This window comes from Paenibacillus sp. JNUCC 35 (assembly GCF_058269095.1).
In genome coordinates this window covers 4947596-4973944 of sequence record NZ_CM177771.1, presented here as the reverse complement: position 1 = coordinate 4973944, position 26349 = coordinate 4947596, and the positions used below count along the sequence as shown (strand labels likewise).

The window sequence follows — 26349 nt, the reverse complement described above, 5'->3', positions numbered from 1 at the left end:
AAGGAGGGCACTAAGATATGAAATATATCGGTACGGAACAAGCGGAGGCGTCCCGGCACCATGGAAGGCTCCAGCCTGTTCCCGGCGTCCGGCATTACCAGGCGGTCCGGGCTTGCAGGCTTAAGCCAGATCTGGAAGGAGGACCTGGCTGGACCTTTCATAATGCGCCTATGCTGGCTTTCTGGAGACAGCGGTTTTATTTGCAGTATATTACATGTCCTGTGGAAGAGAATCATCCTCCCGCCCGGACGATGATTACAAGTTCGGCGGACGGCAAGGAATGGACCGAACCGGTGATTGCGTTTCCTTCCTACGTGGTACCGACGGGGGTATATAGCGGGCCGGACGGGGCTGACCTGCCGAGCGGCAGCCTTGCCGTCATGCATCAGCGTATGGGGTTTTACACGGCAGCCGACGGAAGACTGCTGACGCTGGGCTTCTACGGCATCAGCCCGGTTCTTTCCGTGATGCCCAATGATGGCCGCGGAATCGGCCGGGTCGTACGTGAGATATACCCGGACGGGTCCATGGGCCCCATTTATTTCATCCGGCTGAACGCTCATGCGGGGTGGAATGCCGGTAACACAGGCTATCCTTCGTATACGGAATCGCCGGATGAGGGGTTTGTCGAGGCATGCCGGCTACTACTGCAAGATAGGCTGGCGACGATTCAGTGGTGGGAAGAGGATCAGAGCGAGGATGGTTTTTATCCGCTTACGGGCTACAAAGCGCTGAGCTGCTATCCCCTTCCCGGAAACAAGGTAGCCGGTATCGGCAAGAACGGCAAATATGCCCTAAGCGAGGATGATGGGGAAAGCTGGACAGAGACGGGGGAGATTGACGGTCTGGTCACAGCGGGCAGCAAGCTGTGGGGCCAGCAAACGCCGGACGGCAAATATGCGCTGCTGTACAATCCCAACCCGAACAATGCGTACCGCTGGCCGCTGGCCGCAGCCGTAAGCGAGGACGGGCTTCACTTCGACAACCTCCGGTTAATCGGAGGAGAAGTTCCCCCGCGCCGCTATACGGGCTTTTACAAATTTTACGGGATGAATTATGTCCGCGGAATATCGGCCGGAAACGGCATGCCGGAAGAGGACGCAATCTGGGTCGCTTACAGCATGAACAAGGAGGATATTTGGGTGGCTCGCATTCCAGTGCCCTTGGAGCCGGATTTTCATGAAGATGGAGATGCGGCAACTCCTCCGGCAGACACAGATACGGATACGGATGTCCTTGAGGGAAGAGTGTACGGCTTGTCCGGTTCTCCCCTTGTAACGGCACAAGCAGCAGCCCCGATGCCGGACACTGGCGGCTCCGGTCTCGTATCCGCAGCCGAACAGACCTGTGAAATGCCTGCTCGTCCAAGCTCCGGCCTGGAAGATTTCGACCGCTGGAGTATCTACCGGCCCAAGTGGTCGGAAATCCGATTAAGAGTAGATTCCGGCCTGATCTTGAGCAGCCGTGACCCCTATGACTACGTCAAGGTGGAGAAAACTTTCACTTTTCCCGCCGGCCTTCAAACGGACGTGACAATCGGTATCCGGCCTCTTGCCGTCGGTACGGCGCCTTTTACGATCGAACTGACCGATGGCCGGGGCGAAACGGCCGGCGGACTCCATTGGAGCACGGACGGACGTATTTCGGTCCTGCAAGAAGAAAGTGACGTATTCTTACAAACCTACGAAGAGGGCACCGAGTATGAATGCGTGCTGTCCATTGATCCGGAAAATGGCTGCTTACGCATTTCTATAAACGGAATACCTGCTGGAAATCCTTTTGAGTACCGTGCAGCGAAGGTGGGAACCGTCGCATTCAAAGTAGGCGAGAGGCCGTTCCGTGTCTCTCTGGATACATCCTTGGACGGCGGGGACCTCAGCATCCCGGACGAGCCGCTCCTTCCCTCCGCTTACTGCATCCGCTATGTGAAGCTTCAAAGTTCGCGTTATTCAAATCGTGTGCAAGCCGAAAGGAGATGACGTGCTTCTGTGACCATTTTATTAAAAAACTATATATCCGGCAGCTGGCAGGAATCTTCTTCGTCCGTGACCGAAACGGTCTATAATCCGGCGAACGACGGGGTTATCGCTCATGTCCCGCTGTCAACCCGCAAGGATCTGGATCAGGCGGTCCAAGCGGCGAAAGCCGCCTTTCTGCCCTGGAAAAACACGCCCGTTCAGAAAAGGGCGAGGATTCTTTTCAAATACCAGCAGCTTCTCGTTGAGGCCTGGGACGAGCTTGCCGCTCTGATTACGAGGGAGAACGGGAAATCCCAGCAAGATGCGTATATGGAAGTCCAGCGCGGTGTCGAATGCGTGGAATTTGCGGCGGGTATTCCGTCCCTCATGATGGGACAGATTACCCCGGACGTGGGCACCGGTGTGGAGACGACTATGCTGCGCTACCCGATTGGGGTTGTGGGGGGCATCACACCGTTTAACTTCCCCATGATGGTCCCGTGCTGGATGTTTCCTATGGCGATTGCCTGCGGCAATACGTTCATTTTGAAGCCGTCCGAACGCACGCCTCTGCTTGCGAACCGGCTTGCCGAGCTGTTCACGGAAGCGGGTCTTCCCGATGGCGTGTTCAATATCGTACACGGGGCGCGCGAAGTGGTGAACGGCATTCTGGAGCATCCCGAGATCAAAGCCGTATCCTTCGTCGGCTCGCAGCCGGTTGCGGAATATGTGTACAAAACGGCGGCACAGCACGGAAAAAGAGTCCAGGCGCTGGCCGGAGCCAAAAACCATTCCATTGTTATGCCGGATGCGGATGAGGAGCTTGCGGTCAAAAGCATTATCGAGTCGGCTTTCGGATCTGCAGGCGAACGTTGCATGGCTTGTTCCGTCGTCGTTCTGGTCGGCGGAGATCGGGACGGCTTAAAACAGAAGCTGCTTGCCGCGGCGGATCGGTTGCAAATCGGTAACGGCGAAGATAAGGAGACGGAGCTGGGTCCCCTTATCCGCCAAAGCCACAAAGACAGGACCCTGGATTATCTGAGCTCCGGCGAACAGGAAGGCGCCGTTCTGCTGCGGGACGGCAGAAAAGACGGGGCCGCATCCGGAGCGGGATATTTCCTCGGCCCGACCGTATTCGGCGAAGTGACGCCGGCGATGAAGATTTGGCAGGATGAGATTTTTGCGCCGGTATTGTCCATCATGCAGGCGGACAGCTTAGAAGAGGCGATTGCGATAGCCAACCGCTCTTCTTTTGCCAACGGCGCCTGCATATACACCGGACAGCTCGGAGCCGTCCGCCAGTTCCGCGAGGAAATAGACGCCGGAATGCTGGGAGTGAATATCGGCGTACCGGCTCCGACGGCGCTGTTCCCTTTCTCCGGGTACAAAAATTCTTTTTACGGCGATCTGCATGTAAACGGAAAAGACGGACTTGAATTTTATACGCGCAAGAAGGTTATGACCGTGAAAGCCTGAGGCTAAACCGATGCGGGACACATGGAAAGGAGCGTGACGAATGGAGCTGCTTAAACAGGAAACCGAGGACATTGTCAGTGTGAAGCTGCCTGTCGGCAGTGTCCTGCAGTGGCTGAACGCCTACCTGATCCGTGGGGAAGACGGATACACGCTGCTTGATGCGGGAATGCCCGATGAAGAAACGTTCGGCTTGTGGCAGCAGGCCTGGAGACATCTGGGGATTTCTCCGCGCGATATCCGCTCCATTATTATCACTCATCATCATGTGGATCATTACGGGCTGGCCGCCAGGCTCCAGGATGTGACGGGGGCTTCGGTGCGGATGACGGAAGCCTGCTTCCTTCAGGCCTCGCGGATTTGGTCGGCGGATTCCGTCTACGATGAAGAGGTACTGGAGCTTTTCACCCGGCACGGAGCCCCCAAGCATCTGCTGGAAGTTACGGCGCCTGAACTGAAGCATTACGTGAAGTCTATGACTGCCCACCCGGATACGGAATTTATACGGGCAGGGGACAAAGTTGCGCTGGGAAGCCGGACTTTCGAAGCCGAGCTGGTGTCCGGTCATGCGGAAGGCCATCTCTGTCTGTACGACAAACGAGAGCAGCTCGTTTTTTGCGGGGATCATGTGATTCCGAAAATGCTGCCGAACCTTAATTTCACGCTCGGATTTGACGAGAATCCGCTCAGCTCCTATTTCAGTTCGCTGAAGGAACATGCCGAACTGCCTGTCCGGAAGGCTTATCCGGGGCATATGATTCCTTTCCGTAAGTACAACGCCCGAGCGGCCGACATTGCGGCCCAGTACCGGCAGCGCATTGATGACATACTGGCCCGGATGGACAAGCCGATGACCGCCTTTGAATTGTGCTGTCTCGTGTTCTTTGTGCCGGTAAACGCGGAACAGCTCCGTTTTAAGCTGTTTGAAATGCTGGCCAGCCTGAATTATTTGCAGAGCCTGAACTTGATTGAACCGGCGGAAGCGGGAGCGGACGGGCGGCTTTATTACAGACGTGCACCCGCACATGCTAATCGGAACCCATGAAAGGATGAGAACCATTGGAAGCAAACAAAATAGTGGATTGGGCGCATCTGATCGGCGTAATAGCCGAAGCGGGCCTTACTTATGCCTCGGACAGCTGCGATCTGAAAAGATACGCGGTTATTAAGGAAGCGGCGCAAGACATGCTTTCTCATTACAGAGAGCCGCATGAGGATCTCCCTCGCAGAGTTCCGAACGGAGAAAACAAAATTTATTTAACGTTTGACGACGGCCCCGATCCGGTTTATACCCCGCAGATCCTGGATCTTTTAAAGAAATACGGCATCACCTGTACGTTCTTTTTAATGGGAGAAAGGGTGCGGGAGCACCCGCACATCGTCAAGCGGATACTGGATGAAGGGCATGCGATCGGCAATCATACCTACACCCATCCTTACATGGTCCTTCTTAATGAGAAAGAGCTGAACGAGGAGCTGTCCCGAACGGATGAAGCGATACGGGATGCCGTCGGTTTCGCGCCCGTTCTTTTCCGCCCTCCCTACGGCCTGCTGAATCAGGGGGACATCGATCTGGTCCGGGCCCGGGGGTATGAAATTATGATGTGGTCGGAGGAATTCGAAATGTTCGACTGGTCTTTCCCCGGCGTTGACAACATGGTGCGCCTCATTGAGGAAAAGACAGAGGCCGGCAGTATTATTCTGCTCCATGACGGAGGAGGAAACCGGGAAGAAACCGTCCGCACGGTGGAGAAAGTCGTTCCTCTGCTGCTCGAGCGCGGCTTTCACTTTGCCTCAGACTACCTGGAGCAGAGCCGGAATGAACATGGGCACGCAGCGGCAGGAACGGTCCGGTAAATCGGACGTAGAGGATCGGGAAGAAGCTTTTGCAGGTGAAGGTGAATCACATGTGCAGCCATGCCCTGCCCGACGAACTCGCACCGCTGCAATCGCGGCCCGCGCCACAAAAAACAAGGGAGCATTCCAATCGGAATACTCCCTTGTTCAGTTTCCGCGCTGTCCCCACGTTTCGCGGTAGATCAGGCCATCCAGCGCCCGGCGTTTCTCCCAGTTTGCCGTTTCGAGAATCGGCTGGGCGGGATAGTGATCCGTGTAGCCGATGGAGATTAGAGCGAGCGGATCGATATGCGGCGGAATCGCCAGAATATCGCGGATATCGTTCTTCTTGTAGAAGCTGACCCAGCCGGCTGCCAGACCTTCCGCGCAGGCTGCGAGCCACAGGTTCTGGATGGCGCACGCAACGGACATCATGTCCGTCTCCGGGATAGAGTTGCGTCCCAGAACGTGGGAACCTCCGCGCGTCGGGTCGCAGGTGATGCACACCGTCAGCGGCGCCTGCTTTAGACCTTCGATTTTCAGATTCAGAAATTGATCCTGGCGCTCCCCTTCGTAATGAATGGCCAGCGCCCTTCTTTCTTTGTCGGCTGCCCAGGCGAGCCGTTCCTTGATTTCATCCGACGTCACCAAGATAAAATTCCACGGCTGCATAAACCCTACGGAAGGGGCATGATGGGCGGCTTCCAGCAGCTTGATAACGGTTTCATCGGAAATAGGATCGCTGCGGAAAGTACGGACGTCTCGCCGGGTATACATAATTTTGTAAAGCGCTTCTCTTTCTTCACTGCTGAACATGTCTGTTCACCTCCATCTCCATTATATGCTTTTTTATACCGGATTGGTTTGGTTAAAAAAGAGAAGAGGAGCAAATCTCCTTCCTTTTATGAATTTTTTTTGACAAAAATCTCTTGCCAATGGAACCGCTTCCGTGTAAGATGGAGTCAAATATCATACCTGATCCAACGACGGCTAGAGATAATGAGAAGCCTTCATGCATACTCCTTTTCGGAGGTGTTTTTATGCTGGAGGCTTCTTTTTCTTATGCCTATTTATAGAAAGGAGAGATCGCGTCCGGAATACCGCAAAGAAATGAATGCGTTTACAAAAAAGGTGAAAGTTCACTCAAACCGGCACAGACTTACACATTTTAACGAATTTCAGGGGGGAACGTTCTTGAAAAAACTAATGGTCCTTATGATTGCGCTCGCCATGCTCCTTTCAGCTTGCGGAGGAGGAGGCGGAAGTACGGCGTCTACAGACAATAAAGGTTCCGGCGGAGACAGCGGCAAACCCGTCGAGCTTCAATTTTACTTCCCGGTTGCGGTAGGTGGACCGATTACGAAAATCATCGATGGGCTTGCCCAAGATTTTGAGAAGGAAAACCCGAACATTAAGATCAAACCGGTTTACGGCGGCAGTTACCAGGATACGATGACGAAGGTCGCTACGGCGGTTCAGGGCAACAACTCCCCGGATATGGCGGTTCTGCTGTCGACGGATCTGTATACGCTGCTTTCGATGAAAGCCATTGAGGATCTCACTCCACGGTTCTCGAAAGACTATTTCGGCAACTTCTATGAAGCGTTCCTCGGCAACACGAAGTCCGGCGACACCGTTTGGAGCGTTCCGTTCCAGCGCAGTACGATCGTGCTTTACTACAACAAGGATATGTTCAAGGAAGCGGGGCTGGACCCGGAAAAAGCGCCGAAGAACTGGGCCGAGCTCCGGGAGGCTGCGGCTAAGCTGACGAAAAAGGACGCATCCGGCAAAGTGTCGCAGTGGGGGATCGAAATCCCGAGCACCGGCTATCAATACTGGATGCTGCAAGCGCTCTCATTACAGTCCGGCGACAACATTATGTCGAACGACGGCAAGCAGGTATTTTTCAACAAGCCACACGTGGAAGAAGCCCTTCAATTCTATATGGACCTGGGGCAGAAGGATAACGTGATGCCTAACGGGGCGATCGAGTGGGCGACTGTGCCTTCCGATTTTATCAGCGGCAAAACGGCCATGATGTTCCATACGACCGGCAACCTGACGAAAGTCAAAACCGATGCGAAATTCAACTTCGGCGTCGCTTTCCTGCCGGCCAACAAACAATTCGGTTCCCCGACCGGGGGCGGCAATCTGTACGTGTTCAAAAACATCCCGGAGGAGCGCAAAAAAGCGGCCGTCAAATTCATCGAATTCCTGACGAAGCCGGAGCGCGTGGCCCAGTGGTCGATCGACACCGGATATGTCGGCACGACGAAAGCCGCTTACGAAACCGATCAGCTGAAAAAGTACATCGAATCGTTCCCTCAGGCCAAAGTGGCCAGAGATCAGCTGGAGTACGCGAACAGCGAGCTTTCCACGTACCAGAACGGCCAGATAACCAAGCTGTTTAACGACAATATTCAGGCGGCGCTGCTCGGCAAGATGACGGCGAAAGAAGCTTTGCAGAAATCGCAGGAAGCGGCCGACGGCATTCTAAAGAATTTTAAATAACTTTAACTAACTTAAAACATGTTCGGCTAGAGACGATGAGAAGCCGCAGTTGCGTTACGGGATCCTTCTTTCTCTGCGGGATCGCCTAATGCGACCTGCGGCTTCCTGTCGTTTTCGACCAACCTCTCCATGTGAAGAAACGGGTGATTTTATTGGCTCAACGAACCGCAACCATCAAGAATAAATTCAACTGGAAAGAGAATGCGTTCGCTTATGCGCTCCTTCTGCCTTCTCTGATTTTCCTGGCCTTGTTCACGTTTTACCCGACGCTCAAGTCGATCTATCTCAGCTTCTACAGCTCCAACTTCGAAAGCAGCACGTTTGTCGGGCTCGATCAGTATAAATCCGTCCTGCAGGATGAAGTGTTCCGCAAAGTCATCAAGAACAACCTTCTCCTGGCAATCGGCACGGTTCCGACGAGTATTTTTCTCGCCATTTACATGGCCATCTGGGTGAACAACAAGCTGAAGGGCAACGGGCTGCTCCGTGCCGCCTTTTTCTACCCGACCATCATTCCGATGATTGCCATCGCCAACGTCTGGCTGTTCATTTATACGCCGGATTACGGGCTTTTGGACAAATTCCTCGGTGTATTCGGCATCGACAGCCCCAACTGGCTCGGCAGTCCCGAGTGGGTTATGTATGCGATGATGTTCATGGTCATTTGGAAGGAAGCCGGTTATTTCATGATTTTCTACCTGGCCGGGCTGCAAAGTCTGCCCAAAGAAGTGTACGAAGCCGCCAAGCTGGAAGGCGCGAGCCCGTTTCAGGTGTTCCGCAAAATCACGTTTCCGCTGCTGATGCCTACCACGACGTTCGTTTTTATCATCGCGGTGACGAATTCCTTCAAACTGGTGGATCACCTGTACATTATGACCAAGGGCGGTCCGGACAACGGGAGCAACCTGCTGCTCTATCACATTTACGAAACGGCGTTCAGCTTCTGGGATATGGGCAAAGCTTCCGTGCTGACGGTCATCCTGCTCGTCATTCTGCTTGCCGTATCTATTTTCAACTACGCTTATCTCGATAAAAAAATCCACTACTAGAAGAAAGGAGAGGCATCCATATGCATCAAGTCATCAACCGGACGGTTATTATTCTGCTTGCCATTGCCTTCCTGATCCCTCTGGTATGGACGGTGTTCACTTCCTTCACGCCTTCGGAAGAAATCATTACAAGAGCCAATCCGTTTGCGATCGAAAATCCGACTTTCCTGAATTACATCAACGCCTGGAAAACGATTCCGTTCCTCCAGTATTACTGGAATACGATCGTCATAGTTGGGGGCATCCTGGCCGTTCAGCTCGTTACGGTCACGCTGGCCGCTTATGCGTTTGCCCGCTTGAATTTTGTCGGCTCCGGTATTCTGTTCATTATCTTCCTGACGCAGATCATGATTCCGCCGGACATTCTGATCTATCCGAACTACACGATCATGAAAGAGCTGAATCTCGTCGATACGAAGCTGGCGATCATGCTGCCGTATTGGGCTTCCTCGTTCGGAGTGTTCCAACTGCGCCAGACGTTCAAGCAGATTCCGCTCGATCTGGACGAAGCGGCACGGGTGGACGGCTGCAAATGGTGGCAGACGCTCTGGTACGTGTACCTGCCTTCCGCCAAACCGACGTACATCGCGTTCGGCCTCATTTCCGTGAGTACTCACTGGAGCAATTTCATGTGGCCGCTCGTCGTTACGAACTCCGTCGAATCCCGTCCGCTTACCGTAGGGATCGCGATTTTCGCCCAGTCGTTTGAAACCGGGGCCCAATGGGGAACGGTAACGGCGGCAACGCTGATGGTTATCCTGCCTCTGCTCATCGCGTTTTTCGTGTTCCAGAGACAATTCGTGGATAGCTTTATGCACTCCGGCATCAAGTAGGGGGCGCGCAGACATGGAACTGATTTTAATGGGAACGGCGTGTGCCTCTTCGGGCAGGGATAGAGACAATACGTATCTGCTTGTGCGCGATACGTCCGGAAGCACGCTTATAGACATCGGAGGAAACCCGCTCGGGAAGCTGAAAACACTCGGACTTTCGACGCACGAAGTCAAGCGGGTGGTGTTTACACATGTTCATATCGACCATATTTACGGTCTGCCCTCCCTGCTGTGGGGGATGTGGATCGACGGCCGGGAAGAACCGCTGGAGCTTTACTGCGACGAGTCGGAGAAAGAATGGCTGCAAAACTGGCTGGAATTGATGAAATTGACGAAATGGCCCATTGCTTTCGAGATTTCGGTCCAATCGTTCCAGTGGGAGAAGCCTGCGCTTCTATGGAAAGAAGGCGAAACGGCGCTATCGGTTTTTCCGAGCAGGCACGGCGTTGCAGCCGTCGGCATCCAGGTGGAATGCGGCGGGACGATATTCGTTTATTCGACGGATACGATGCCGAACCCGCTCATTCGGGACATGGACCGGATCGACCTGCTTGTCCACGAATCGACGACGGCGGAGAGAAGTCTGGCGATGCACAGCACTTTGCGGGACATTGCCGGTTACTACGACTGGAGCAAAATCGGCCGGGGCATACTCGTGCACCTGACGGACGACGAGCCTTACGAAGATCTGTTGAAGGAAATACCGGAGCCGGTTTCTTCCAAAATTTCTTTGGGCCGGGAATTGGAAAGAATCTTTCTGACGGCTGGAAAGCCGGGTTTGTAAATCAGCTCGAAGAAAAAGCAAAACCGAGAGAAAGGGAGTGAAGAGATGGATCATTATGAGGGGTACATATTTGATTTGGACGGAACGATTTACTTGGGCGATCATGCGATCGAAGGAGCGGTGGAAACGATCCATCATCTGCAGTCCAAAGGAAAGAAGCTTCTGTTCTTGACGAACAAGACGATCGAATCCCGTGAAAATTACGTTAAAAAGCTCGACAAATTCGGCGTGAAGATCGGCATGGAACAGATGCTGAATCCCGCGCTCGTCACGATCCGTTATTTGCAGAATCACTATCCGGGCGAAAAGGTATACGTCATCGGAGAGCCGATTCTAAAGGAAGAATTTCTGGAAAACGGCATCCGGTTCGCGGACACGCCGGAGGAAACCGGTGTCGTCGTCATTTCCTGGGACCGCGATTTCCATTACAACCATCTGGATTTCGCCTACCAGGCGATCAAGCATGGAGCCGAGGCGATCGCGACCCACCCCGACAGAACGTGCCCGATGCCGGGCGGAGACGTTCCCGACTGCGGAGGAATGATCGGCGCTATCGAAGGTACAACCGGCAAAAAGGTCACCCGGATTATGGGCAAGCCTTCCGTGATGACGGCGCTGGCCGCACTCGATATTTTGCAGGTGGAAGCCAAAGACTGCCTGATGACCGGGGACCGTCTGGAGACGGACATCCGGATGGGAGCCGAGGCGGGAATGAGCACCGCGCTTGTCCTCACGGGCATTACGAGCGAAGCGGATATCGCGTCGGCCGAGTTTAAACCGACCTATGTGCTGCCCTCCGTTCACGCCATTGTGAAACAAGGCTGTTCTTCCCAGTAACTCGCCGCCGGAAGACACGAGATACGGCTTAGAGGCAGCCGGATCATACAGCATGTTACTTGCCTAAAGGGACTGAAGGTGCTGAACGTTTGATTGGACCGGAGACCTGGAGAATGTTTAATCAACGATGAGGTGATAAGGATGAAAGAGACGACAGAACGTGCACAGCGAGTGGCTTATTGTCTGAAAAAGAAACCCGTGATTACAAGCTTGATGAATGCGGAGGAGCTGCCGGGCATTTTGCAGACCTCCTCCAATATCGTCTTTATATTGAAATCGGATATTTTTATGATCGAAGGCATTGTGGAAAAAATCCGCGAAGCCGGGAAGCTGTCCTTTGTCCATTTCGACTTGATCGAAGGAATCGGCAAAGACAAAGCGGGAGTCGCCTATATGGCGGAAAAAATCGGCATCGACGGGATCGTCACGACGAAGAACAACATTATTGCCGAAGGGAAAAAATACGGCCTGATTACCGTACAGCGGTTGTTCGTTTTTGACTCGGTATCGCTGGATAACGGCATCAAAATGACAAAAAGCTCCCAGCCTGACGCGATCGAAGTCCTTCCGGGAATGGTCTGCTCGCGGATTATGAAGCGGATCCGGGCCGAAGTGGATGTGCCGGTCATTGCAGGCGGCCTGATTACCGATCTGGAAGACTTTAACGCCGCTCTCGGCAGCGGGGTCATCGGAATCTCGACGTCCAGCAAGGAATTGTGGCGCTGGCAGGATGAAAACCGCTAGAGCCGTCTTAACAATTTCTTCATTAGATGTGCGGCGTCGGATGCGTTAGGATATTCAAGGGATTTCTATAGATGTTTTTGTATCGTTTCCGCGTAAAGGTTACGGCGCGCGGCTCCTTTGGGAAATAACGGTTGAATACTTGTGGATGGCTTTGATAACAAGATCCGCTTTTATTCGGCCGTTTTTCATATAAAATTGATTCACCCGGGAGGATGTAGAATGCGCAAAAGTTTACGGAAAAAGATGGCCGGCGCTTTGACTCTGGCACTGGCAGCGGCTCCGCTACTGCTGGTCACGCCGCCTAAAGCCGTTCAGGCTGCGGCGGTGCCGAAGCTGCTCATTACGGAATTGGTGCCGGACACGACCAATTTCGCGAGCTACGACGCTTTCGAGTACATCGAGGTGTACAACAACAGCGCCGTACAGGTCGACCTGCAGGGCTACCGGTTCAAAGCCGGCAGCTGGAACGCTCAAATCGCCCAGTCTTACAAGCTGGGGCCCTGGGAGACCGGCGTGGTCTGGACCCGGAGAGCCGAAATCGCTCCGCTTGGCAAAGAGGCGTTCAACAGCTATTATTCCCTTTCCTACGCAAGCAAGTACGTACCGGACAGCAAGCTTCACATCATTGAAAATGTCGGCGGCCTGACGAACAGCGGAACGCAGACCGTTACGATTCTGGACCCGGCGGGCGCGGAAACGGTCAAGGCCACGTACACGGCCGACGATGTGGCCGAAGGCAAGACGATCACCTACCGCTATCCGGCAGCGGGCGGTACGGCGATGCAGAAGATCGCCGGACTGCAGGCGCCGACGCCCGGCAGACTCCTTGCCGGACAAGCGCCGGCCCGTCCGAAGCAGGACAATCAGGCGCCCCAGGCTCCGGCAGGGGTTACCGCTATTGCGGGCGGAGGCAGCGCGAAGCTGGCGTGGTCGGCGAACCCGGAGGCAGACGTGTTCCAGTACAACATCTACCAGAACGGGACGCTGCTCTATACCGTGCCCGCTTCACAGCACGAGTTCACGGCTTACTCCCTGATCGGAAACAAACCGTATACGTTCCAGATCAGCGCCGTGGATCTTTCCGAGAACGAGTCGGCCAAAACGTCCGTTACCGTTACACCTTCCCACCAGTTGATCACGCAGGAAGAAAGAGCCGTCAATCCGAAGGACAGCAAATACCAGAGCCTGTGGAACATCAGCTCCGACGGTCCGGTCGTTCCGGGACTGAAACAGGATCTGGTTCCACAGGGAATGGCGTATTACCAGGCCAACAACTGGCTGCTAACGGTAGCGTATCTGGAGGACGGCCGTCCCGCGACTCTCACCGTTTCGGATGCTTCCACGAACCAGTACGTCAAATCCATCGTGCTGTATAACAGCGACGGCACCCCGTACACCGGGCATGCCGGAGGCGTAGCGGTCAGCCGGGATCACGTGTGGATCGCCTCCGAAGGAGCGCTGCATCAGCTTCGGTTGAGCGATGTGGTCGCCGCCCAGAACAACGGCGAAGTCTCCTTCATCGGCTCCGTGCCGGTGCCCGTGGACGCGGCGTTCAATACGTTCGCCGACGGCGTTCTTTGGGTAGGCGAGTTCTACGAAGCGAAGAGCTATCCGACCGACCCGAGCCACAAGCTCGTTAACCGCGACGGCGTGCAGCATTACGCCTGGACCGCGGGATACCGGCTCGATCCGGTCACGGATACGATCCGTTCGGACAAGTGGAACGGCAGCTCCGGCACCCCGGCCGTGCCGGACTATCTCTTGTCCATCACGGAGAAAATCCAGGGCATCGCGTTTATGCAGAACTCCATCGTGCTCAGCCAGTCCTACGGACGCGGCAACGACAGCACGCTGTACCGCTACAACAACCCGCTGCAGGAACCGGCCCACGCCACGGGAACCGTGGGCGGGACAAGCGTGCCCGTCTGGTTCCTCGACGGGCAGTCCGCCAAGGCCACGAACAGCAAGCTGACCGCTGTTCCGATGACCGAAGGCATCGTGCCGGTGGGCGGCGACTTGTTCGTCCTGTTCGAGTCCGGCGCGAACAAATACCGATACACGACGACGTACATCATGGACCGCGTTCTCAAAATCAACTGGAACCAGTGGGACCAGATGTAAACGCCAGGCCGTCCGCTTTTAGAAGCGGACGGTTTTTTTATTTTGCGGGAAAAGGCGGGGGGATGTAAGATATAGGAAACAAGAGGGGAGGGGGAGAAGGCTATTTTCATCTATATCGTGCTGATTGCGGTCGGTCTCGTGATGCTGCTCGCGCCGGGGGCCGTATGGACCGTTAAGGAAAGTTGGAAATCCAACGACGGAACGGAGCCGTCGGATCTGTATCTGCTCTCCACAAGGCTCGGCGGAGGTGCTTTTTTGCTAGTCGGAATAGCTTGTATTGTGGTTAGCTGGCTGTAAGCGAGAGCGCTAATAACATTTGAACGAGGTAAAAGCTTTTGATAATAAAATGGAACAGCACGTTTTTCGGCACGCTTTGGTTGACCCTGCTTTTGAGTTTTCTACACGGAGCGGGTGGAGAGCTGCTTTTTCTAAGCGCTTATAAATACTCTGCGATAGTGGAAAATTCAGGTCTTGCCGTAGCTGCCCTGAGCATTTTGTACGCGCTCCCGGTTTTTGCATGTTTTAGGACGAAATATTGGGCTGTGTTGGCTTTTCTCTTTGTACTGAGCCCGCTCGGCTCCTTGCTGTTTCTTTTCATCGGTGGACTGTTTTTTCCGGTCGCGGAAGGTGACTTAGGAGCCGGAATACTTTGGTTCATTACGACGGGGATCAATCTTTTGAGCGTTGTGCTCGGCACACTCCTGGGCGGTTTGACCAATCTGATGCTGCACAGCAGGCGAATGCTGAATTCTTAATTGTTTCTATAAAAAAGGAGGACCCACCCATGCCGATCCAGGCGGTTCTTTTCGATTTCGACGGTACGCTGGCGGATACGCTGCCGCTTTCATTCGACGCTTTCCGCCGTGTTTTTGAAACGTACGAAAACGAGACGCTGTCCGATGAGCAGATTACGGCCAAATTCGGACCGACCGAGGATGACATCATCCGGCGGAATGTATCGGACGCATCCAAAGCCGAAGCGGCCATAGCGGATTACTATGCATTCTATGAAAACCATTTTCATGAAAGGGTGAGTATGCCCCGGGATATTGCACATATGCTGGAGGATTTAAGCGGGCAAGGAGTCCGGATGGTCATCATAACGGGCAAGAGCAGAAGAGCCCTCGATGTAAGCTTGAACAAGCTGGGCATTGAGAAGTTTTTCTTCTCCACGGTATCCGGCGACGAGGTGGACCGGCCGAAACCCGATCCCGAGGGGATTTTTAAAGCGCTGAAGCTGCTCGGGGTATCCAAGGAGGACGCGATCTTCGTCGGAGACAGCAGCGCGGATATTACAGCCGGAAAGTCGGCGGGATTGATGACAATTGGAGCTCACTGGTTCGAGACCGTTCAAACGGCACGGTTCTCTCCGGAGCCCGACGATGTGTTGACGAATGTCCGGGATCTTGTGGAGCTTGTGAGGAAATCAAGAACAGGTACAGACCGCTAAGAACAAAAGAAGGGATAGATGCAGCATGACCTATCAAAAAGCATTGGAAGCTTACATAACCGCTACGAATACACACGATTTCAGTGAAGTAAGAAAACTTCTTCACCCGCAGGCGGTCTACTGGTTCACGGACAAGAGCTGTACGACGCCGGAGCAAATCCGGGCGTACTTTGAGAACGCATGGAATCTCATCCGAGAAGAGGTGTATTCGGTCCGTGATGTGCAGTGGATTGCGGAAGGGCCGCAGTCGGCTGCCTGCATTTACACGTATCTTTGGGAAGGCTATCACAAAGGGGAATTCGTTTCGGGCAGCGGACGCGGGACGAATGTGTTCGTCAAAGATGCTGAGGGCGAGTGGAAGCTCGTGCACGAGCATCTGAGCGGTGCCGTTCAGTGACGTGAGGTACAGAGGATAAGCTTATTCGAGGTGAGCCGTATCATAAGTAACGGCAAGTTTTTAGGTCGTACGCCCAATTATACGACTATTTCGATTGTGCGATCCCATGGATAATGATATTCCATACGGCATTGAAATTGTCATCAATCGAACTTCTGCACTACATATAAGGAGCCATTCCGGACAAGGATTTCCGTGGCATCGAGTTGGGCAAAGATTGCTCCTTCCACAATGATCGGGAGGGCCCGAATAAAGAAATCATGATTTATGCCATACTTACTTTCACTCCTTCAAACAATATGCTATCATTTACCTCATAACCGACAGACAGTCGGTCTATTAATGCCTGGCATCAAGCAAGGAGATGTAACGATGAGAGTTGTAAAAGAAGCAGAAGAACGCAGAAACGAAATACTTGACGCGGCGGATGGGCTTTTTGGGCAGAAAGGCTTTGACGGTACAAGTACGAACGATATTTTGGTCAAGGTGGGAATCGCACGGGGAACGCTATATCATCACTTCAAGTCGAAGGAGGATATTATGGACGCTCTGATTGAGCGGTACAGCGTCAAACTTATAGGTGCAGCGCAGGAAGTTGCCCTAGATAAGAGCGTCCCCGTCATCGAGCGTATTCTCCGCGTGGTCATGGCACTGAACATAAACAGCGATAACGGAAGCGGCAAGGAAGTTATGGAGCATATTCACAGGCCCCAGAACGCGCTCATGCATCAGAAGATACAAGAGGTCATTATAAGCGGTGTTCCGCCGATCCTGACACCAATTATCCTCGAGGGTATTGAGCAGGGCCTGTTCAACACGCCGTATCCGTATGAATGCATGGAGATGGTCATCGTATATGCGAATACTATCTTTGATGAGGATAGGGCTGACATGACGAACGAGGAGCGCACTTCACGTGTGCTGTCGTTTATTTTTAACGTAGAAAGGCTGCTTGGTGCCGAAAGCGGAAGTCTGATGAGCGTTATGCAGATATTTGGTAAGGGTAGAGACGGCAATGAATAATCCGGGAGGAGCTTTCGGCAAATTTATTCTGCTGTGGTCGGGACAGCTTGTCTCAGCGATTGGAAGCGGGCTTACATCATTTGGGCTTGGGGTTTATATTTATCAGCAGACAGGGCAGGCATCGGCCATGGCACTGGTCACTCTGCTTGCATTTATGCCATCACTGCTGTTAAGTCCCGTGACGGGAGTGCTTGCGGACCGCTATGACCGGAGAATTCTAATGGTACTGGGCGACAGCCTTTCTGCAATAGGACTTGTATTTATTCTGATTTGTCTGCTTAACGGAGAAGCACAGCTGTGGCAGATTTGCGTGGGAGTGACCCTAAGCTCGGTATTCTCATCGCTGCTTGATCCTTCGTATAAAGCTACGGTTACGGATCTGCTTACCGAGGAGCAGTATACGAAGGCAAGCGGTTTTGTTCAGGTGGCAGGCTCAGCCAAATATCTGATTTCCCCGGCACTTGCGGGATTTCTGCTGATTGTCTCTGATGTGAAGCTGCTGCTTATTATCGACATCTGCACCTTTTTTGTAACCGTTGCTTCGACGCTTGCGGTACGCAGGGGCCTTGCTTCCAAGAAATCTGAACAGACCGGGTCGTTCATGCGTGAATTTAAGGAAGGGTGGAGAGCCATTTCTGGTAACAGAGGTGTGCTTGTACTTGTAATTATGACCTCCGTAATGACCTTTTTTCTTGGTTTCATCGAAACGCTTAGTATGCCCATGATCCTTGCTTTTTCGGACAGCTCTGTATTAGGAACGCTTGAGACGATTATCGCTCTGGGGATGCTTGTATCGAGTGTGCTGATTGGAATGGTTCGGATCAAAAGGGATTTTGTCAAAATCCTTTCACTTTCGCTATTTTGGGAAGGCATATTCATGGCGGTATTTGGACTTCGGGAAAATATTATACTTCTTGGTATTTCGGGGTTTCTCTTTTTTGCCATGCTGCCATTTGTCAACACAAGCTTGGATTTTCTGGTCCGCACCAACATTGACAAATCTGTTCAGGGCAGGGCTTGGTCACTGATCGGGTTAGTATCACAGCTTGGATTCATTGTTGCCTATATGCTGTCGGGGGTGCTTGCGGATTATGTGTTCACGCCTTTGCTGATTGACGGCGGAGAACTTGCGAGCAGTGTGGGCAGGATCATCGGTACAGGCAGCGGCCGGGGAACGGGACTTCTGATTATCATCGCCGGAATACTGTTAAGTGTTGCTTCTGTAATTTTGTATAACCTGAAATCTATTAAAAGGCTTGAAGACAGAGGTGACGTATGTACTACCGGATAATCCGCAATGATATGTTAAAAAGCAAACTAATTACGTTGACCACCATGATCTTCGTCGCTGCCGCGGCTATGCTTGTCTCTCTGTCGTCCATGCTTGTCGTCAATCTTACGGGTGCAATTGATACACTCATGACGCAGGCAAAAACCCCGCATTTTCTGCAGATGCATTCAGGGGAACTGGATAGGGCACGGTTTACGGCTTTTGCGGACCAGAACAACAAGGTTGACGAGTTTCAAGTGCTTGAGTTTCTCAATGTTGATGGTTCGCGGATTGTCATAAACGGCAACTCACTTGTGGGCAATGTTCAGGACAACGGCTTCAGCACGCAGAGCGGGAAATTTGATTACCTGCTTGACCTTGATGGGAATAGGATCACGGTATCCGACGGGGAGCTATATGTTCCAATCGGCTATATGAAGGACGGCACCGCGAAGACCGGGGATACGGCTGTAATCGGCGGAAAGAAACTTACCGTTACCGGATTTCTCCGTGATTCTCAGATGAATTCGCTGCTCGCCTCGTCCAAAAGATTTCTTGTAAGCGAACATGACTACGCCGAGATACAGAGCTCCGGAAGCACAGAATATCTGATTGAGTTCAGACTCAAAGACTTGTCCATGCTCGGGGCATTCAAAGACGATTACACCTCTGCTGGGCTTGAAGCCAATGGCCCCACGATTACCTATCCCCTGTTCAAAATGCTGAATGCAATGTCCGACGGACTTATGATTGCAGTCATCCTTCTAGTAAGCGTGCTTGTCGTTGCCATCGCATTTATGTGTATACGCTTTACGCTCCTTGCCACAATCGAGAGTGATTACCGCGAAATCGGTGTTATGAAAGCAATAGGATTACGTGTATCTGATATTAAAAAGATATATCTTGCGAAGTACGCGGGAATTGCGGCCTTTGGCTGTATGGTTGGATTTGCCCTTTCATTTGTGTTCAGAGGCTTGCTGCTTGAAAATATAAGGTTATACATGGGAGGGAGCGAGAACTCTTCCTTAGCCTTGTTGTTCGGAGTAATCAGCGTAGTGCTAGTGTTCCTAGCCATCATTGGCTATGTGAGCAGCGTGCTGAGACGCTTCCGGAAAATCTCCGCTGCAGAAGCTGTTCGGTTCGGTATTTCACAGGACAAATCCGCGGGAGCAAGGCGTTTTACGCTGAGCGCAAACAGACTGCTGAACGCGAATATTTTTCTCGGCGTCAAGGATGTGCTCGCAAGGACAAGTCTATACGCGACAATGCTTGCTGTGCTTGTGATCGCTTCATTTATTATGATTGTTCCCCAGAACCTGTACAACACGATTTCCTCCAAAAGCTTCATCACCTATATGGGGATAGGCAATAGCGATATGCGCCTGGACATTCAACAGAAGGACCATATCGCTGCAAAAGAAGCGGAAGTTGCAAAGGTCATGGAGAGCGACACGTCCATATCCCGATATGCCGTGCTTACAACGGAAACCTTCACAGCAAGGAGGCAGGATGGATCGGAGGAGAGGCTCAAAATCGAGCTCGGCGACCATTCTATTTTCCCGGTGAAGTATTCCCAAGGCAGAGGACCAGCCGCAGATAACGAAATTGCTCTGTCCGTAATGAACGCCGATGAACTGGGCAAGAAGGTTGGCGATGTCATTACGCTGGTGATTGACGGGAAGGCCAGAGATCTCACGGTGTGCGGAATGTATTCGGACATTACCAATGGCGGGAAGACCGCAAAGGCTGCTATTACAGAGCGTTCGGAGGATAGGGTGTGGTCCGTTATTTATGCGGAGCTTTCAGATGAAGCTGTTGTTGACGGAAAAGTTAGGGAATATGCGGAAAGATTTCGTTTTGCAAAGGTATCAGGCATTGATGAATATGTTACGCAGACCTTCGGCTCGACCATTAGCTCTGTCGGTAAGGCCTCACAGATCGCAATTGTGATGATGCTGGTTATAAGTGTTCTGGTTACGGTGTTGTTCATGCGAATGCTTGTTGCAAAGGACCGATATTCGATTGCCGTCATGAAGTCATTAGGTTTTACCAACTCTGATTTGAGAATACAGTATTTTTCGCGTTCGATAGTTGTGCTCATTATCGGAATTGTTCTCGGGACGCTTCTGGCTAACACGCTCGGAGAGATATTGTCAGGCGCAATTATTTCTTCGTTTGGAGCATCGTCGTTTACGTTTGTGGTCAATCCGCTATCGGCGTATCTGCTGTGCCCGCTGATGCTGATCGGTTCAGTACTTATCGCAACGATGATTGGCACATCGGGAGCGGGACAAATCACAATATCCGGCAATATTAAGGAGTAGGTCATGAATAGGAAGAAGATTATAACCGGTGAGAATATAGAAAAGGTTTACGGCCAGGGTGATGACAGGCGCAAGGTTCTTGACGGAGTGTCCGCCCACATTAACGAGGGGGAGTTCGTGTCGGTGATGGGACCTTCGGGCTCGGGAAAGTCGACCCTGATGTTCGCGATGAGCGGGATGGACCGCATTGACGGCGGGGAGGTTACTTTTGACGGCAGGGATTTATCAGCACTCCGCGAAGATGAGTTGGCTGACCTGCGCAGAACCCAAATGGGCTTTGTGTTTCAGCAGCCTACGTTGATGAAGAATATGAACATTCTGGATAACATCATTCTTCCGTCCATGCGCGACAACAGAAGGAATGTCAAGACAATCACGGAACAGGCGAGAACGCTTATGAAGAAGGTGGGCATAGCAGAGCTGGAAAAGCGGGACATTACCCAGGTGTCGGGAGGACAGCTTCAGCGTGCGGGCATCTGCCGAGCCCTTATGAGCAATCCGCAGATTATTTTTGGTGACGAGCCGACCGGTGCGCTTAACCAGGAAGCTGCGCAGGCCATTATGAATCTACTTTCCGAAATCAACGCGGCGGGTACTGCGATTATGCTTGTAACCCATGACGCCAAGATTGCGGCGAAGACGGAGCGTATAATGTTTATGTGCGACGGAAAAATCGTGAGCGAAATGCGGCTTCCGAAGTATAGTGTTGTAGATATTGAGGATAGGATGGAGAAGGTCATGGCGAAAATGCGGGAGATCGGGATATAGCTCTGCTTGATAAGAGTCAATCACTTACAAACCCGGCTCCGATGTAAGATTCGAGAGGAGCTATGAGGGAATTGATCGTATGCTCCCGTTCTCTTGGTATTTGACAGTAGCTCGGGAAGCTTCACGTTTCAAAACTATAGGGCGGTGATGCATGTTGCTTCAAGAGGTAGCAATGCCGTCGCGCGTCAATGGCAGGAGGTAGCGGTGACGGTGTGGCGCCCCCTGGATATGGTGAGGAAGTACGCTTCCTACTGTATTCGGCCTATGGCCGCCCACTATCGAATGTCATATTGAAAAAGCCGGATGGTTCCCCATCCTGTTCCCCGTTGTCGGCGGCGAAATAGCACGGCAAAAATCCATCCTGTCAATGGTTTGAGGGTGGATATTTTCTCTGTACTGCGCCTGCGGCAGAAAAAATACTCTGTGATATAATGGCTATAATTTAGAGCTTAAAATGATCTTAAAGGAAGGAATCGCTATCCATGATCATCGCTGTCGATGTGTATTATGAGGAAAATCAAGCGAAATCAGTGGGGGTTATTTTTCAGAGCTGGGAAGATTCTAAACCACTCGAAGTCATCATCTCTTATACGGAAAACCCTCACGAATACGAAACGGGTTTTTTCTATAAACGAGAGCTCCCTTGTATACAGGAACTGTTGAAACTTACTGATATAAATCAAATACATACCATTGTTGTGGATGGCTATGTGTACTTAAACAATGAGAAAAAGCCCGGGCTCGGACATTATGTTTACACAGATTTTTCAGGAAAAATTCCAGTGATCGGTGTTGCAAAAAATGCCTTTCACGACAACGAAGCCTTTGTCAAAAAGATTTACCGAGGCAACAGCTCCAAGCCTTTGTATATAACCTCTATCGGCATGGAGCTAACAGTCGCTGCCGAGCACATACAGAGTATGTACGGAGAATACCGATTTCCGCATCTGCTGAAATTGCTGGATAAGCAAACGAAGGAAGCCCGGCTATAATCAACAGGGGGAATTCAATATGTTGTTTTGGAAGAAAGAAACGCAACTTGATCGAATAAAAAACAAACTCGAAAAGGCCATGCGCAAAGATACGGCTTTTTTGGTGTTTGGAGCATCCTCACACAAATACAGGGTTTATGAAAAGCTTACAGCAAAAGAGCTTGCAGACTGGCAAGCAAAGAATCAGGTCACACTCCCGGAGCCTTATACGCAGTTTTTAACGAGAGTCGGAAATGGAGGTGCCGGGCCGTATTACGGGATTTATTCGATTGAAAAGGCAACTTCTTATACCGATAGTGCACTCACTAGAAAATGCGTTCTACACCCCAGAATGACAAAAGAGGAATGGAACCATTTGACCGAGCCCCTGATCAATGATGAGGACATCTCCGACCTGGAATACGACGCCGCCCGTGATAGGGTGTTGGGCGGCATGTTGTGTATCGGCACACAAGGCTGCGAATACGATATGTATCTCGTACTTGAAGGGAAACACAGGGGGAAAATCGTTTACACTTCAGATTTTTATCCGGATCATCCCTTTTTCTTTGTCTATGAAGACAACTTTCTGGACTGGTATGAGCGCTGGCTGGACGAAATTATTCTGGATTATGATATCGCGTGGTTTGGCAGCAGAATGCCGGGCGATGAAAATGCATTGATACAGGTTTATCAAAACGCCCCAAACGAAGAAATCAAATCAAAAGCGCTTGATGGAATGTTCAAGTTTAAGAAAATCTCGCAGCCAACCATTGATTTTTTAGAAAGCGTTGCTGAGCAAAGACAAAATGATCGCACCACAGCCATTCAGCTAATCTGCAAAACCTCTGTTGACGCGGGAAGAGACTTTCTTCTGGAGCTGTTGCATTCGGATAGAAATGAGGATTTATTACACGCTTTACAGATTCTGAACTGGTACGGTAAATCTGTTGATTTATCGGAATTTATAAAAGTGATAGTGCAAGGTCTTGACAGGGTTCACGACCCGGAGACGTTGCGTCATGTGGGGTATGTTTTGGAATCTTCCGGCGCGATTACACTCCAAAACTTTGCACCCTTTTTGTGCCACACCGACTCGAATATACAAACAGCCGCAATCTATGCCACACGCAGTTGCAATGACAAATCGGAAAGTTGGGAGATCATTCGACAGATGTTCATGGGTGGCGGCAAGGAGGTTGTGAAAAACTCTATTCAATATTGGGGCATTATCCCACATGAGAAGTTATTGCCTTATTATAAGGCTGCATGGCCGGAATATAAAAGCAATCATAATTTCAGGGGAAAATTTATGGCTTGTTTGAAAGAACTAAATTTGCCAGATGATTATTTTGAAAAAAAATAATTTAACTACTCAATATCCATTTGCCTCCGGCCGAACCGGCTGTAATCAGATTGCCATCGGTCACGATTCTTTCGCGGTCTAAACGCCCGCCAAAACTGACTCATGATCAAAAAACTTCGGCATTAACGCGCCGGAGCTTTTTTGCATTCAATCAAAGGCCAAATGGCATGAAAGGAGGGTACACATAGCCGGCCGGCAGTTTTCATGAGGAGTTAAAAAACATTGTTGACACGACACCGAATGGTGTCCTATAATTCAAAGTGACACCAAATGGTGTCTGATTAGGAGGCAGCCAATCAACAATATTTTGGAACCTGAATAAGTTTCACTTCAACCAATGAGGAGGAAACAAAATGAGTACAATCATCGGTGCGGAAACAACGGCGAAAGTAGTAACCCGGCACCGCGGAAAAATGATTGCTTATTGGACCGTCACATTAATGCTCGCAATATCCATTACGTTAAGCGGTATTGGGCAGCTCATGCGATATGGGGGAAATGTTGACTTAGTAACCGATATCGGTTTCCCGTTATACATCACGAACATTCTCGGAAGTTGGAAATTGCTTGGAGTCGTTGCTATCATCGTGCAGGTTTTCCTCGGCTTAAAGAATGGGCTTACGCCGGTATCTTCTTCTTAATGACGGGTGCGGCTTTATCTCATGCGTTTGCTAACGATTACGGTGATTACGGGTTTCACCTTATCCTTCCGCTTTTCTATGCCGCACTAAATATCGCCTCGTGGGCGCTGCGTCCGAAGAGCCGCAAAATGTGCAAGGAGGTGGTGAAATTATCGGCCACCCCTTCGTACAACCAATAGATTACTACTGCAAAACTAATAATTTGGAGAGACTGTATTCGGTACCCTCCTGTTTTAAGGAAACCAAAAAGATAAGAGGAGAGATGGAAATGTCGTATATCGTTGATTTTAAAAATGTGTCTACGGTTGGTTTAGAGTCTTCACCTGCAGCAGAAGCGCTTGCTGGATTACGTGCTAATGAAGCCCGTTACTTTATGAACAAATACAAGCATGAATTTACGGTCGTACCTGCAAGCGAAAGTCAGGAGACCCTTGATTATGTGAACCGAATTTTGAAAGATGAACGTGATATTGCGTTTGCGGCTAAACCTTTAGAAACGTCGCGTTTTCAAGTGGAAAATATCCGATTTACCTACGTCTTTTATGAGGACGGGCTTGCGCTCAATGTCATGTATACGGTTGATGACTCTAAGAAGCGGGCCGTTGGTTTTAAGCTTTCCGAGGGGATGGAGGTACCGCAGGAGTTAGAAGGGAAGTTTAAGTTTGCCAGGCAGAAGTCTAAACTAGCCGGAACCATTCGGGGCTCGTTTTTTGTAATCAAAGGAGAATATTAAGGGTAGCAAAAATGTAAGGGAGGAATCGTTGTTTGAATACAACAAGACTTACAGGATGCTGATCGAAAAAATTTTGGAACGCTTTCCCCGGATTGGAGACTGAGCCTGTCTCACCAGTCCGCTCACAGGAAAAGCGGCCGCCTTCATCTTCGGAAGGCGGCCGCTTTTTTTATTTGAAGAGGAGGGGCAGGGCCGGTTGGATCCGTTGTGCGGGTTGGGGACTCTTTCCTCCTTTCTGAGATTATCGTATGCGAGATTGATAGAAAGATGGCGGCGGCCGCCCGAATCTATGAAAAAAAGGGTTTATCGATCCGATATAAAAAAAGTACTTTTATGTTCACTGTGGTTATGATACACTTAAAACGAACTTAAATGAACATAAACGCACCTTATAGGAGGTTACCCCATATGGAAATCCGTCACACGACAAACCCGGCTGACTTTAAAACTTTTACAACCGAACGCATGAGAAATGACTTTTTGATCGAAAATTTGTTTCAGGAAGAGCGCATTTCGATGGTCTACACCCATTATGACCGCATGGTCATCGGAGGCGCGGTCCCCGTCAAGGAAACGCTTGAACTCGAAGCGGCCGACACGCTCAAAACGGAGTACTTCCTGGAGCGCCGCGAGGTTGGTTTTCTGAACATCGGCGGAGACGCCGTCATTACGGCGGACGGAGAGAGCTTCGAGCTGGGCCGTCTGGATGCGCTGTACGTGGGCAAAGGGAACAAGAAAGTGACGATCGCAAGCAAGGATTCTTCGAATCCGGCCCGCATATATTTCTGTTCGGCTCTCGCTCACGCGGAAATCCCGTCGAGAAAAATTTCGATCAAGGAAGCGAATCCGAACCACCTCGGCTCTCTGGAAACGTCCAACGAGCGGATTCTGAACCAGTACATTCATGCCGACGGCATTCAAAGCTGCCAGCTGATGATGGGCGTCACCCAGCTCAAAACGGGAAGTGTATGGAATACGATGCCGGCTCATATCCACGACCGCAGAATGGAAGCTTACCTCTACTTCGATCTGAAGGAAGACGCGCGCGTGTTCCATATGATGGGCGAGCCTTCGGAAACGCGTCACCTCGTGGTCTCCAATGAACAGGGCGTCATTTCGCCGAGCTGGTCCATCCATTCCGGAGCGGGAACCAGCAACTATTCGTTCATCTGGGCTATGGCCGGCGAAAATTATACCTTTAAAGATATGGATATGGTGCCTATGAACGAGTTAAAGTAGAAGCATGAACCTGTTTGACAG

At 51.3% G+C, this 26349-nt stretch carries 24 protein-coding genes and 1 pseudogene; 24 read left to right on the top strand and 1 reads right to left on the bottom strand.

What is annotated here, in order from left to right:
* Positions 1–17 precede the first annotated feature (17 nt).
* The 4 genes from AC2TF6_RS22480 to AC2TF6_RS22465 are packed head-to-tail and all read left to right on the top strand — an operon-like array spanning position 18 to position 5288.
* The gene (locus AC2TF6_RS22480) at positions 18–1979 is read left to right on the top strand and encodes a hypothetical protein (RefSeq protein WP_491308574.1); all 1962 of its coding nucleotides are present in this window, start codon (positions 18–20) and stop codon (positions 1977–1979) included.
* 9 nt (positions 1980–1988) lie between these two features.
* A complete protein-coding gene (locus AC2TF6_RS22475) occupies positions 1989–3434 on the top strand; it encodes a CoA-acylating methylmalonate-semialdehyde dehydrogenase (protein WP_491308573.1) in 1446 nt (481 codons plus the stop codon).
* 40 nt (positions 3435–3474) lie between these two features.
* Positions 3475–4476: an MBL fold metallo-hydrolase gene (locus tag AC2TF6_RS22470; RefSeq protein ID WP_491308572.1), complete on the top strand. Its 1002-nt coding sequence runs from the start codon at positions 3475–3477 to the stop codon at positions 4474–4476.
* A gap of 14 nt (positions 4477–4490) precedes the next feature.
* Positions 4491–5288, top strand: coding sequence for an NUDIX hydrolase N-terminal domain-containing protein (locus AC2TF6_RS22465; RefSeq protein WP_491308571.1), 798 nt, complete (start codon positions 4491–4493; stop codon positions 5286–5288).
* 147 nt (positions 5289–5435) lie between these two features.
* On the opposite strand, the gene bluB is transcribed toward AC2TF6_RS22465, so the two are convergent.
* Entirely contained in the window at positions 5436–6083 is a 648-nt protein-coding gene (bluB, locus tag AC2TF6_RS22460) for a 5,6-dimethylbenzimidazole synthase (protein WP_009677134.1), read from the bottom strand.
* Positions 6084–6461: 378 nt separating this feature from the next.
* On the opposite strand from bluB, the gene AC2TF6_RS22455 reads away from it, so the two are divergent.
* From AC2TF6_RS22455 to kduI, 20 genes and pseudogenes are all read left to right on the top strand, one after another.
* Entirely contained in the window at positions 6462–7778 is a 1317-nt protein-coding gene (locus AC2TF6_RS22455) for an ABC transporter substrate-binding protein (protein ID WP_491308570.1), read from the top strand.
* Between the two features lie 152 nt (positions 7779–7930).
* The gene (locus tag AC2TF6_RS22450; protein WP_491308569.1) at positions 7931–8827 is read left to right on the top strand and encodes a carbohydrate ABC transporter permease; all 897 of its coding nucleotides are present in this window, start codon (positions 7931–7933) and stop codon (positions 8825–8827) included.
* 20 nt (positions 8828–8847) lie between these two features.
* Positions 8848–9660, top strand: coding sequence for a carbohydrate ABC transporter permease (locus AC2TF6_RS22445; protein WP_491308568.1), 813 nt, complete (start codon positions 8848–8850; stop codon positions 9658–9660).
* A 13-nt stretch (positions 9661–9673) separates the two neighbouring features.
* Complete coding sequence (locus tag AC2TF6_RS22440; protein ID WP_491308567.1) at positions 9674–10444, top strand: MBL fold metallo-hydrolase; 771 nt, start codon at positions 9674–9676, stop codon at positions 10442–10444.
* A gap of 45 nt (positions 10445–10489) precedes the next feature.
* Positions 10490–11281, top strand: a complete 792-nt coding sequence (locus tag AC2TF6_RS22435) for an HAD-IIA family hydrolase (RefSeq protein WP_491308566.1) — start codon at positions 10490–10492, stop codon at positions 11279–11281.
* A gap of 141 nt (positions 11282–11422) precedes the next feature.
* Positions 11423–12025 carry a glycerol-3-phosphate responsive antiterminator gene (locus tag AC2TF6_RS22430; RefSeq protein ID WP_491308565.1) on the top strand — a complete coding sequence of 201 codons (603 nt, stop codon included), beginning with the start codon at positions 11423–11425 and terminating at the stop codon, positions 12023–12025.
* A gap of 219 nt (positions 12026–12244) precedes the next feature.
* A complete protein-coding gene (locus tag AC2TF6_RS22425) occupies positions 12245–14146 on the top strand; it encodes a lamin tail domain-containing protein (protein WP_491308564.1) in 1902 nt (633 codons plus the stop codon).
* A 141-nt stretch (positions 14147–14287) separates the two neighbouring features.
* Positions 14288–14443 (top strand): DUF6199 family natural product biosynthesis protein, encoded by a 156-nt coding sequence (locus AC2TF6_RS22420; RefSeq protein ID WP_491311706.1) that lies wholly within the window; start codon positions 14288–14290, stop codon positions 14441–14443.
* An 80-nt stretch (positions 14444–14523) separates the two neighbouring features.
* Positions 14524–14901 carry a hypothetical protein gene (locus tag AC2TF6_RS22415; RefSeq protein WP_491308563.1) on the top strand — a complete coding sequence of 126 codons (378 nt, stop codon included), beginning with the start codon at positions 14524–14526 and terminating at the stop codon, positions 14899–14901.
* A gap of 29 nt (positions 14902–14930) precedes the next feature.
* Positions 14931–15596 (top strand): HAD family hydrolase, encoded by a 666-nt coding sequence (locus AC2TF6_RS22410; protein WP_491308562.1) that lies wholly within the window; start codon positions 14931–14933, stop codon positions 15594–15596.
* Positions 15597–15621: 25 nt separating this feature from the next.
* Complete coding sequence (locus AC2TF6_RS22405; protein WP_491308561.1) at positions 15622–15993, top strand: YybH family protein; 372 nt, start codon at positions 15622–15624, stop codon at positions 15991–15993.
* Between the two features lie 372 nt (positions 15994–16365).
* Positions 16366–17016: a TetR/AcrR family transcriptional regulator gene (locus AC2TF6_RS22400; RefSeq protein ID WP_491308560.1), complete on the top strand. Its 651-nt coding sequence runs from the start codon at positions 16366–16368 to the stop codon at positions 17014–17016.
* On the top strand, positions 17009–18307 hold the full coding sequence (locus AC2TF6_RS22395) for an MFS transporter (RefSeq protein WP_491308559.1): 1299 nt from the start codon (positions 17009–17011) through the stop codon (positions 18305–18307). The genes AC2TF6_RS22400 and AC2TF6_RS22395 overlap by 8 nt, the downstream gene beginning before the upstream one ends.
* Complete coding sequence (locus tag AC2TF6_RS22390; protein ID WP_491308558.1) at positions 18292–20610, top strand: ABC transporter permease; 2319 nt, start codon at positions 18292–18294, stop codon at positions 20608–20610. The genes AC2TF6_RS22395 and AC2TF6_RS22390 overlap by 16 nt, the downstream gene beginning before the upstream one ends.
* 3 nt (positions 20611–20613) lie before the next feature.
* Positions 20614–21378: an ABC transporter ATP-binding protein gene (locus AC2TF6_RS22385; protein ID WP_491308557.1), complete on the top strand. Its 765-nt coding sequence runs from the start codon at positions 20614–20616 to the stop codon at positions 21376–21378.
* Between the two features lie 482 nt (positions 21379–21860).
* Positions 21861–22370: an endonuclease V gene (locus AC2TF6_RS22380; RefSeq protein ID WP_491308556.1), complete on the top strand. Its 510-nt coding sequence runs from the start codon at positions 21861–21863 to the stop codon at positions 22368–22370.
* 19 nt (positions 22371–22389) lie between these two features.
* Positions 22390–23715, top strand: a complete 1326-nt coding sequence (locus AC2TF6_RS22375) for an SMI1/KNR4 family protein (protein WP_491308555.1) — start codon at positions 22390–22392, stop codon at positions 23713–23715.
* Between the two features lie 353 nt (positions 23716–24068).
* Positions 24069–24535 (top strand): annotated as a pseudogene (locus AC2TF6_RS22370) (DoxX family protein).
* A gap of 89 nt (positions 24536–24624) precedes the next feature.
* On the top strand, positions 24625–25089 hold the full coding sequence (locus tag AC2TF6_RS22365; RefSeq protein ID WP_491308554.1) for a DUF8821 family protein: 465 nt from the start codon (positions 24625–24627) through the stop codon (positions 25087–25089).
* Between the two features lie 408 nt (positions 25090–25497).
* On the top strand, positions 25498–26328 hold the full coding sequence (gene kduI / locus AC2TF6_RS22360; RefSeq protein WP_491308553.1) for a 5-dehydro-4-deoxy-D-glucuronate isomerase: 831 nt from the start codon (positions 25498–25500) through the stop codon (positions 26326–26328).
* Positions 26329–26349: the final 21 nt, after the last annotated feature.

What these genes read in the sequence shown, in the direction of transcription:
- AC2TF6_RS22480 (WP_491308574.1), top strand. Translation starts at nt 18, where the DNA reads ATGAAATATATCGGTACGGAACAAGCGGAGGCGTCCCGGCACCATGGA.
- AC2TF6_RS22470 (WP_491308572.1), top strand. Translation starts at nt 3,475, where the DNA reads ATGGAGCTGCTTAAACAGGAAACCGAGGACATTGTCAGTGTGAAGCTG.
- bluB (WP_009677134.1), bottom strand. Translation starts at nt 6,083, where the DNA reads ATGTTCAGCAGTGAAGAAAGAGAAGCGCTTTACAAAATTATGTATACC.
- AC2TF6_RS22445 (WP_491308568.1), top strand. Translation starts at nt 8,848, where the DNA reads ATGCATCAAGTCATCAACCGGACGGTTATTATTCTGCTTGCCATTGCC.
- AC2TF6_RS22440 (WP_491308567.1), top strand. Translation starts at nt 9,674, where the DNA reads ATGGAACTGATTTTAATGGGAACGGCGTGTGCCTCTTCGGGCAGGGAT.
- AC2TF6_RS22435 (WP_491308566.1), top strand. Translation starts at nt 10,490, where the DNA reads ATGGATCATTATGAGGGGTACATATTTGATTTGGACGGAACGATTTAC.
- AC2TF6_RS22430 (WP_491308565.1), top strand. Translation starts at nt 11,423, where the DNA reads ATGAAAGAGACGACAGAACGTGCACAGCGAGTGGCTTATTGTCTGAAA.
- AC2TF6_RS22425 (WP_491308564.1), top strand. Translation starts at nt 12,245, where the DNA reads ATGCGCAAAAGTTTACGGAAAAAGATGGCCGGCGCTTTGACTCTGGCA.
- AC2TF6_RS22420 (WP_491311706.1), top strand. Translation starts at nt 14,288, where the DNA reads ATGCTGCTCGCGCCGGGGGCCGTATGGACCGTTAAGGAAAGTTGGAAA.
- AC2TF6_RS22410 (WP_491308562.1), top strand. Translation starts at nt 14,931, where the DNA reads ATGCCGATCCAGGCGGTTCTTTTCGATTTCGACGGTACGCTGGCGGAT.
- AC2TF6_RS22405 (WP_491308561.1), top strand. Translation starts at nt 15,622, where the DNA reads ATGACCTATCAAAAAGCATTGGAAGCTTACATAACCGCTACGAATACA.
- AC2TF6_RS22400 (WP_491308560.1), top strand. Translation starts at nt 16,366, where the DNA reads ATGAGAGTTGTAAAAGAAGCAGAAGAACGCAGAAACGAAATACTTGAC.
- AC2TF6_RS22395 (WP_491308559.1), top strand. Translation starts at nt 17,009, where the DNA reads ATGAATAATCCGGGAGGAGCTTTCGGCAAATTTATTCTGCTGTGGTCG.
- AC2TF6_RS22390 (WP_491308558.1), top strand. Translation starts at nt 18,292, where the DNA reads ATGTACTACCGGATAATCCGCAATGATATGTTAAAAAGCAAACTAATT.
- AC2TF6_RS22385 (WP_491308557.1), top strand. Translation starts at nt 20,614, where the DNA reads ATGAATAGGAAGAAGATTATAACCGGTGAGAATATAGAAAAGGTTTAC.
- AC2TF6_RS22380 (WP_491308556.1), top strand. Translation starts at nt 21,861, where the DNA reads ATGATCATCGCTGTCGATGTGTATTATGAGGAAAATCAAGCGAAATCA.
- AC2TF6_RS22375 (WP_491308555.1), top strand. Translation starts at nt 22,390, where the DNA reads ATGTTGTTTTGGAAGAAAGAAACGCAACTTGATCGAATAAAAAACAAA.
- AC2TF6_RS22365 (WP_491308554.1), top strand. Translation starts at nt 24,625, where the DNA reads ATGTCGTATATCGTTGATTTTAAAAATGTGTCTACGGTTGGTTTAGAG.
- kduI (WP_491308553.1), top strand. Translation starts at nt 25,498, where the DNA reads ATGGAAATCCGTCACACGACAAACCCGGCTGACTTTAAAACTTTTACA.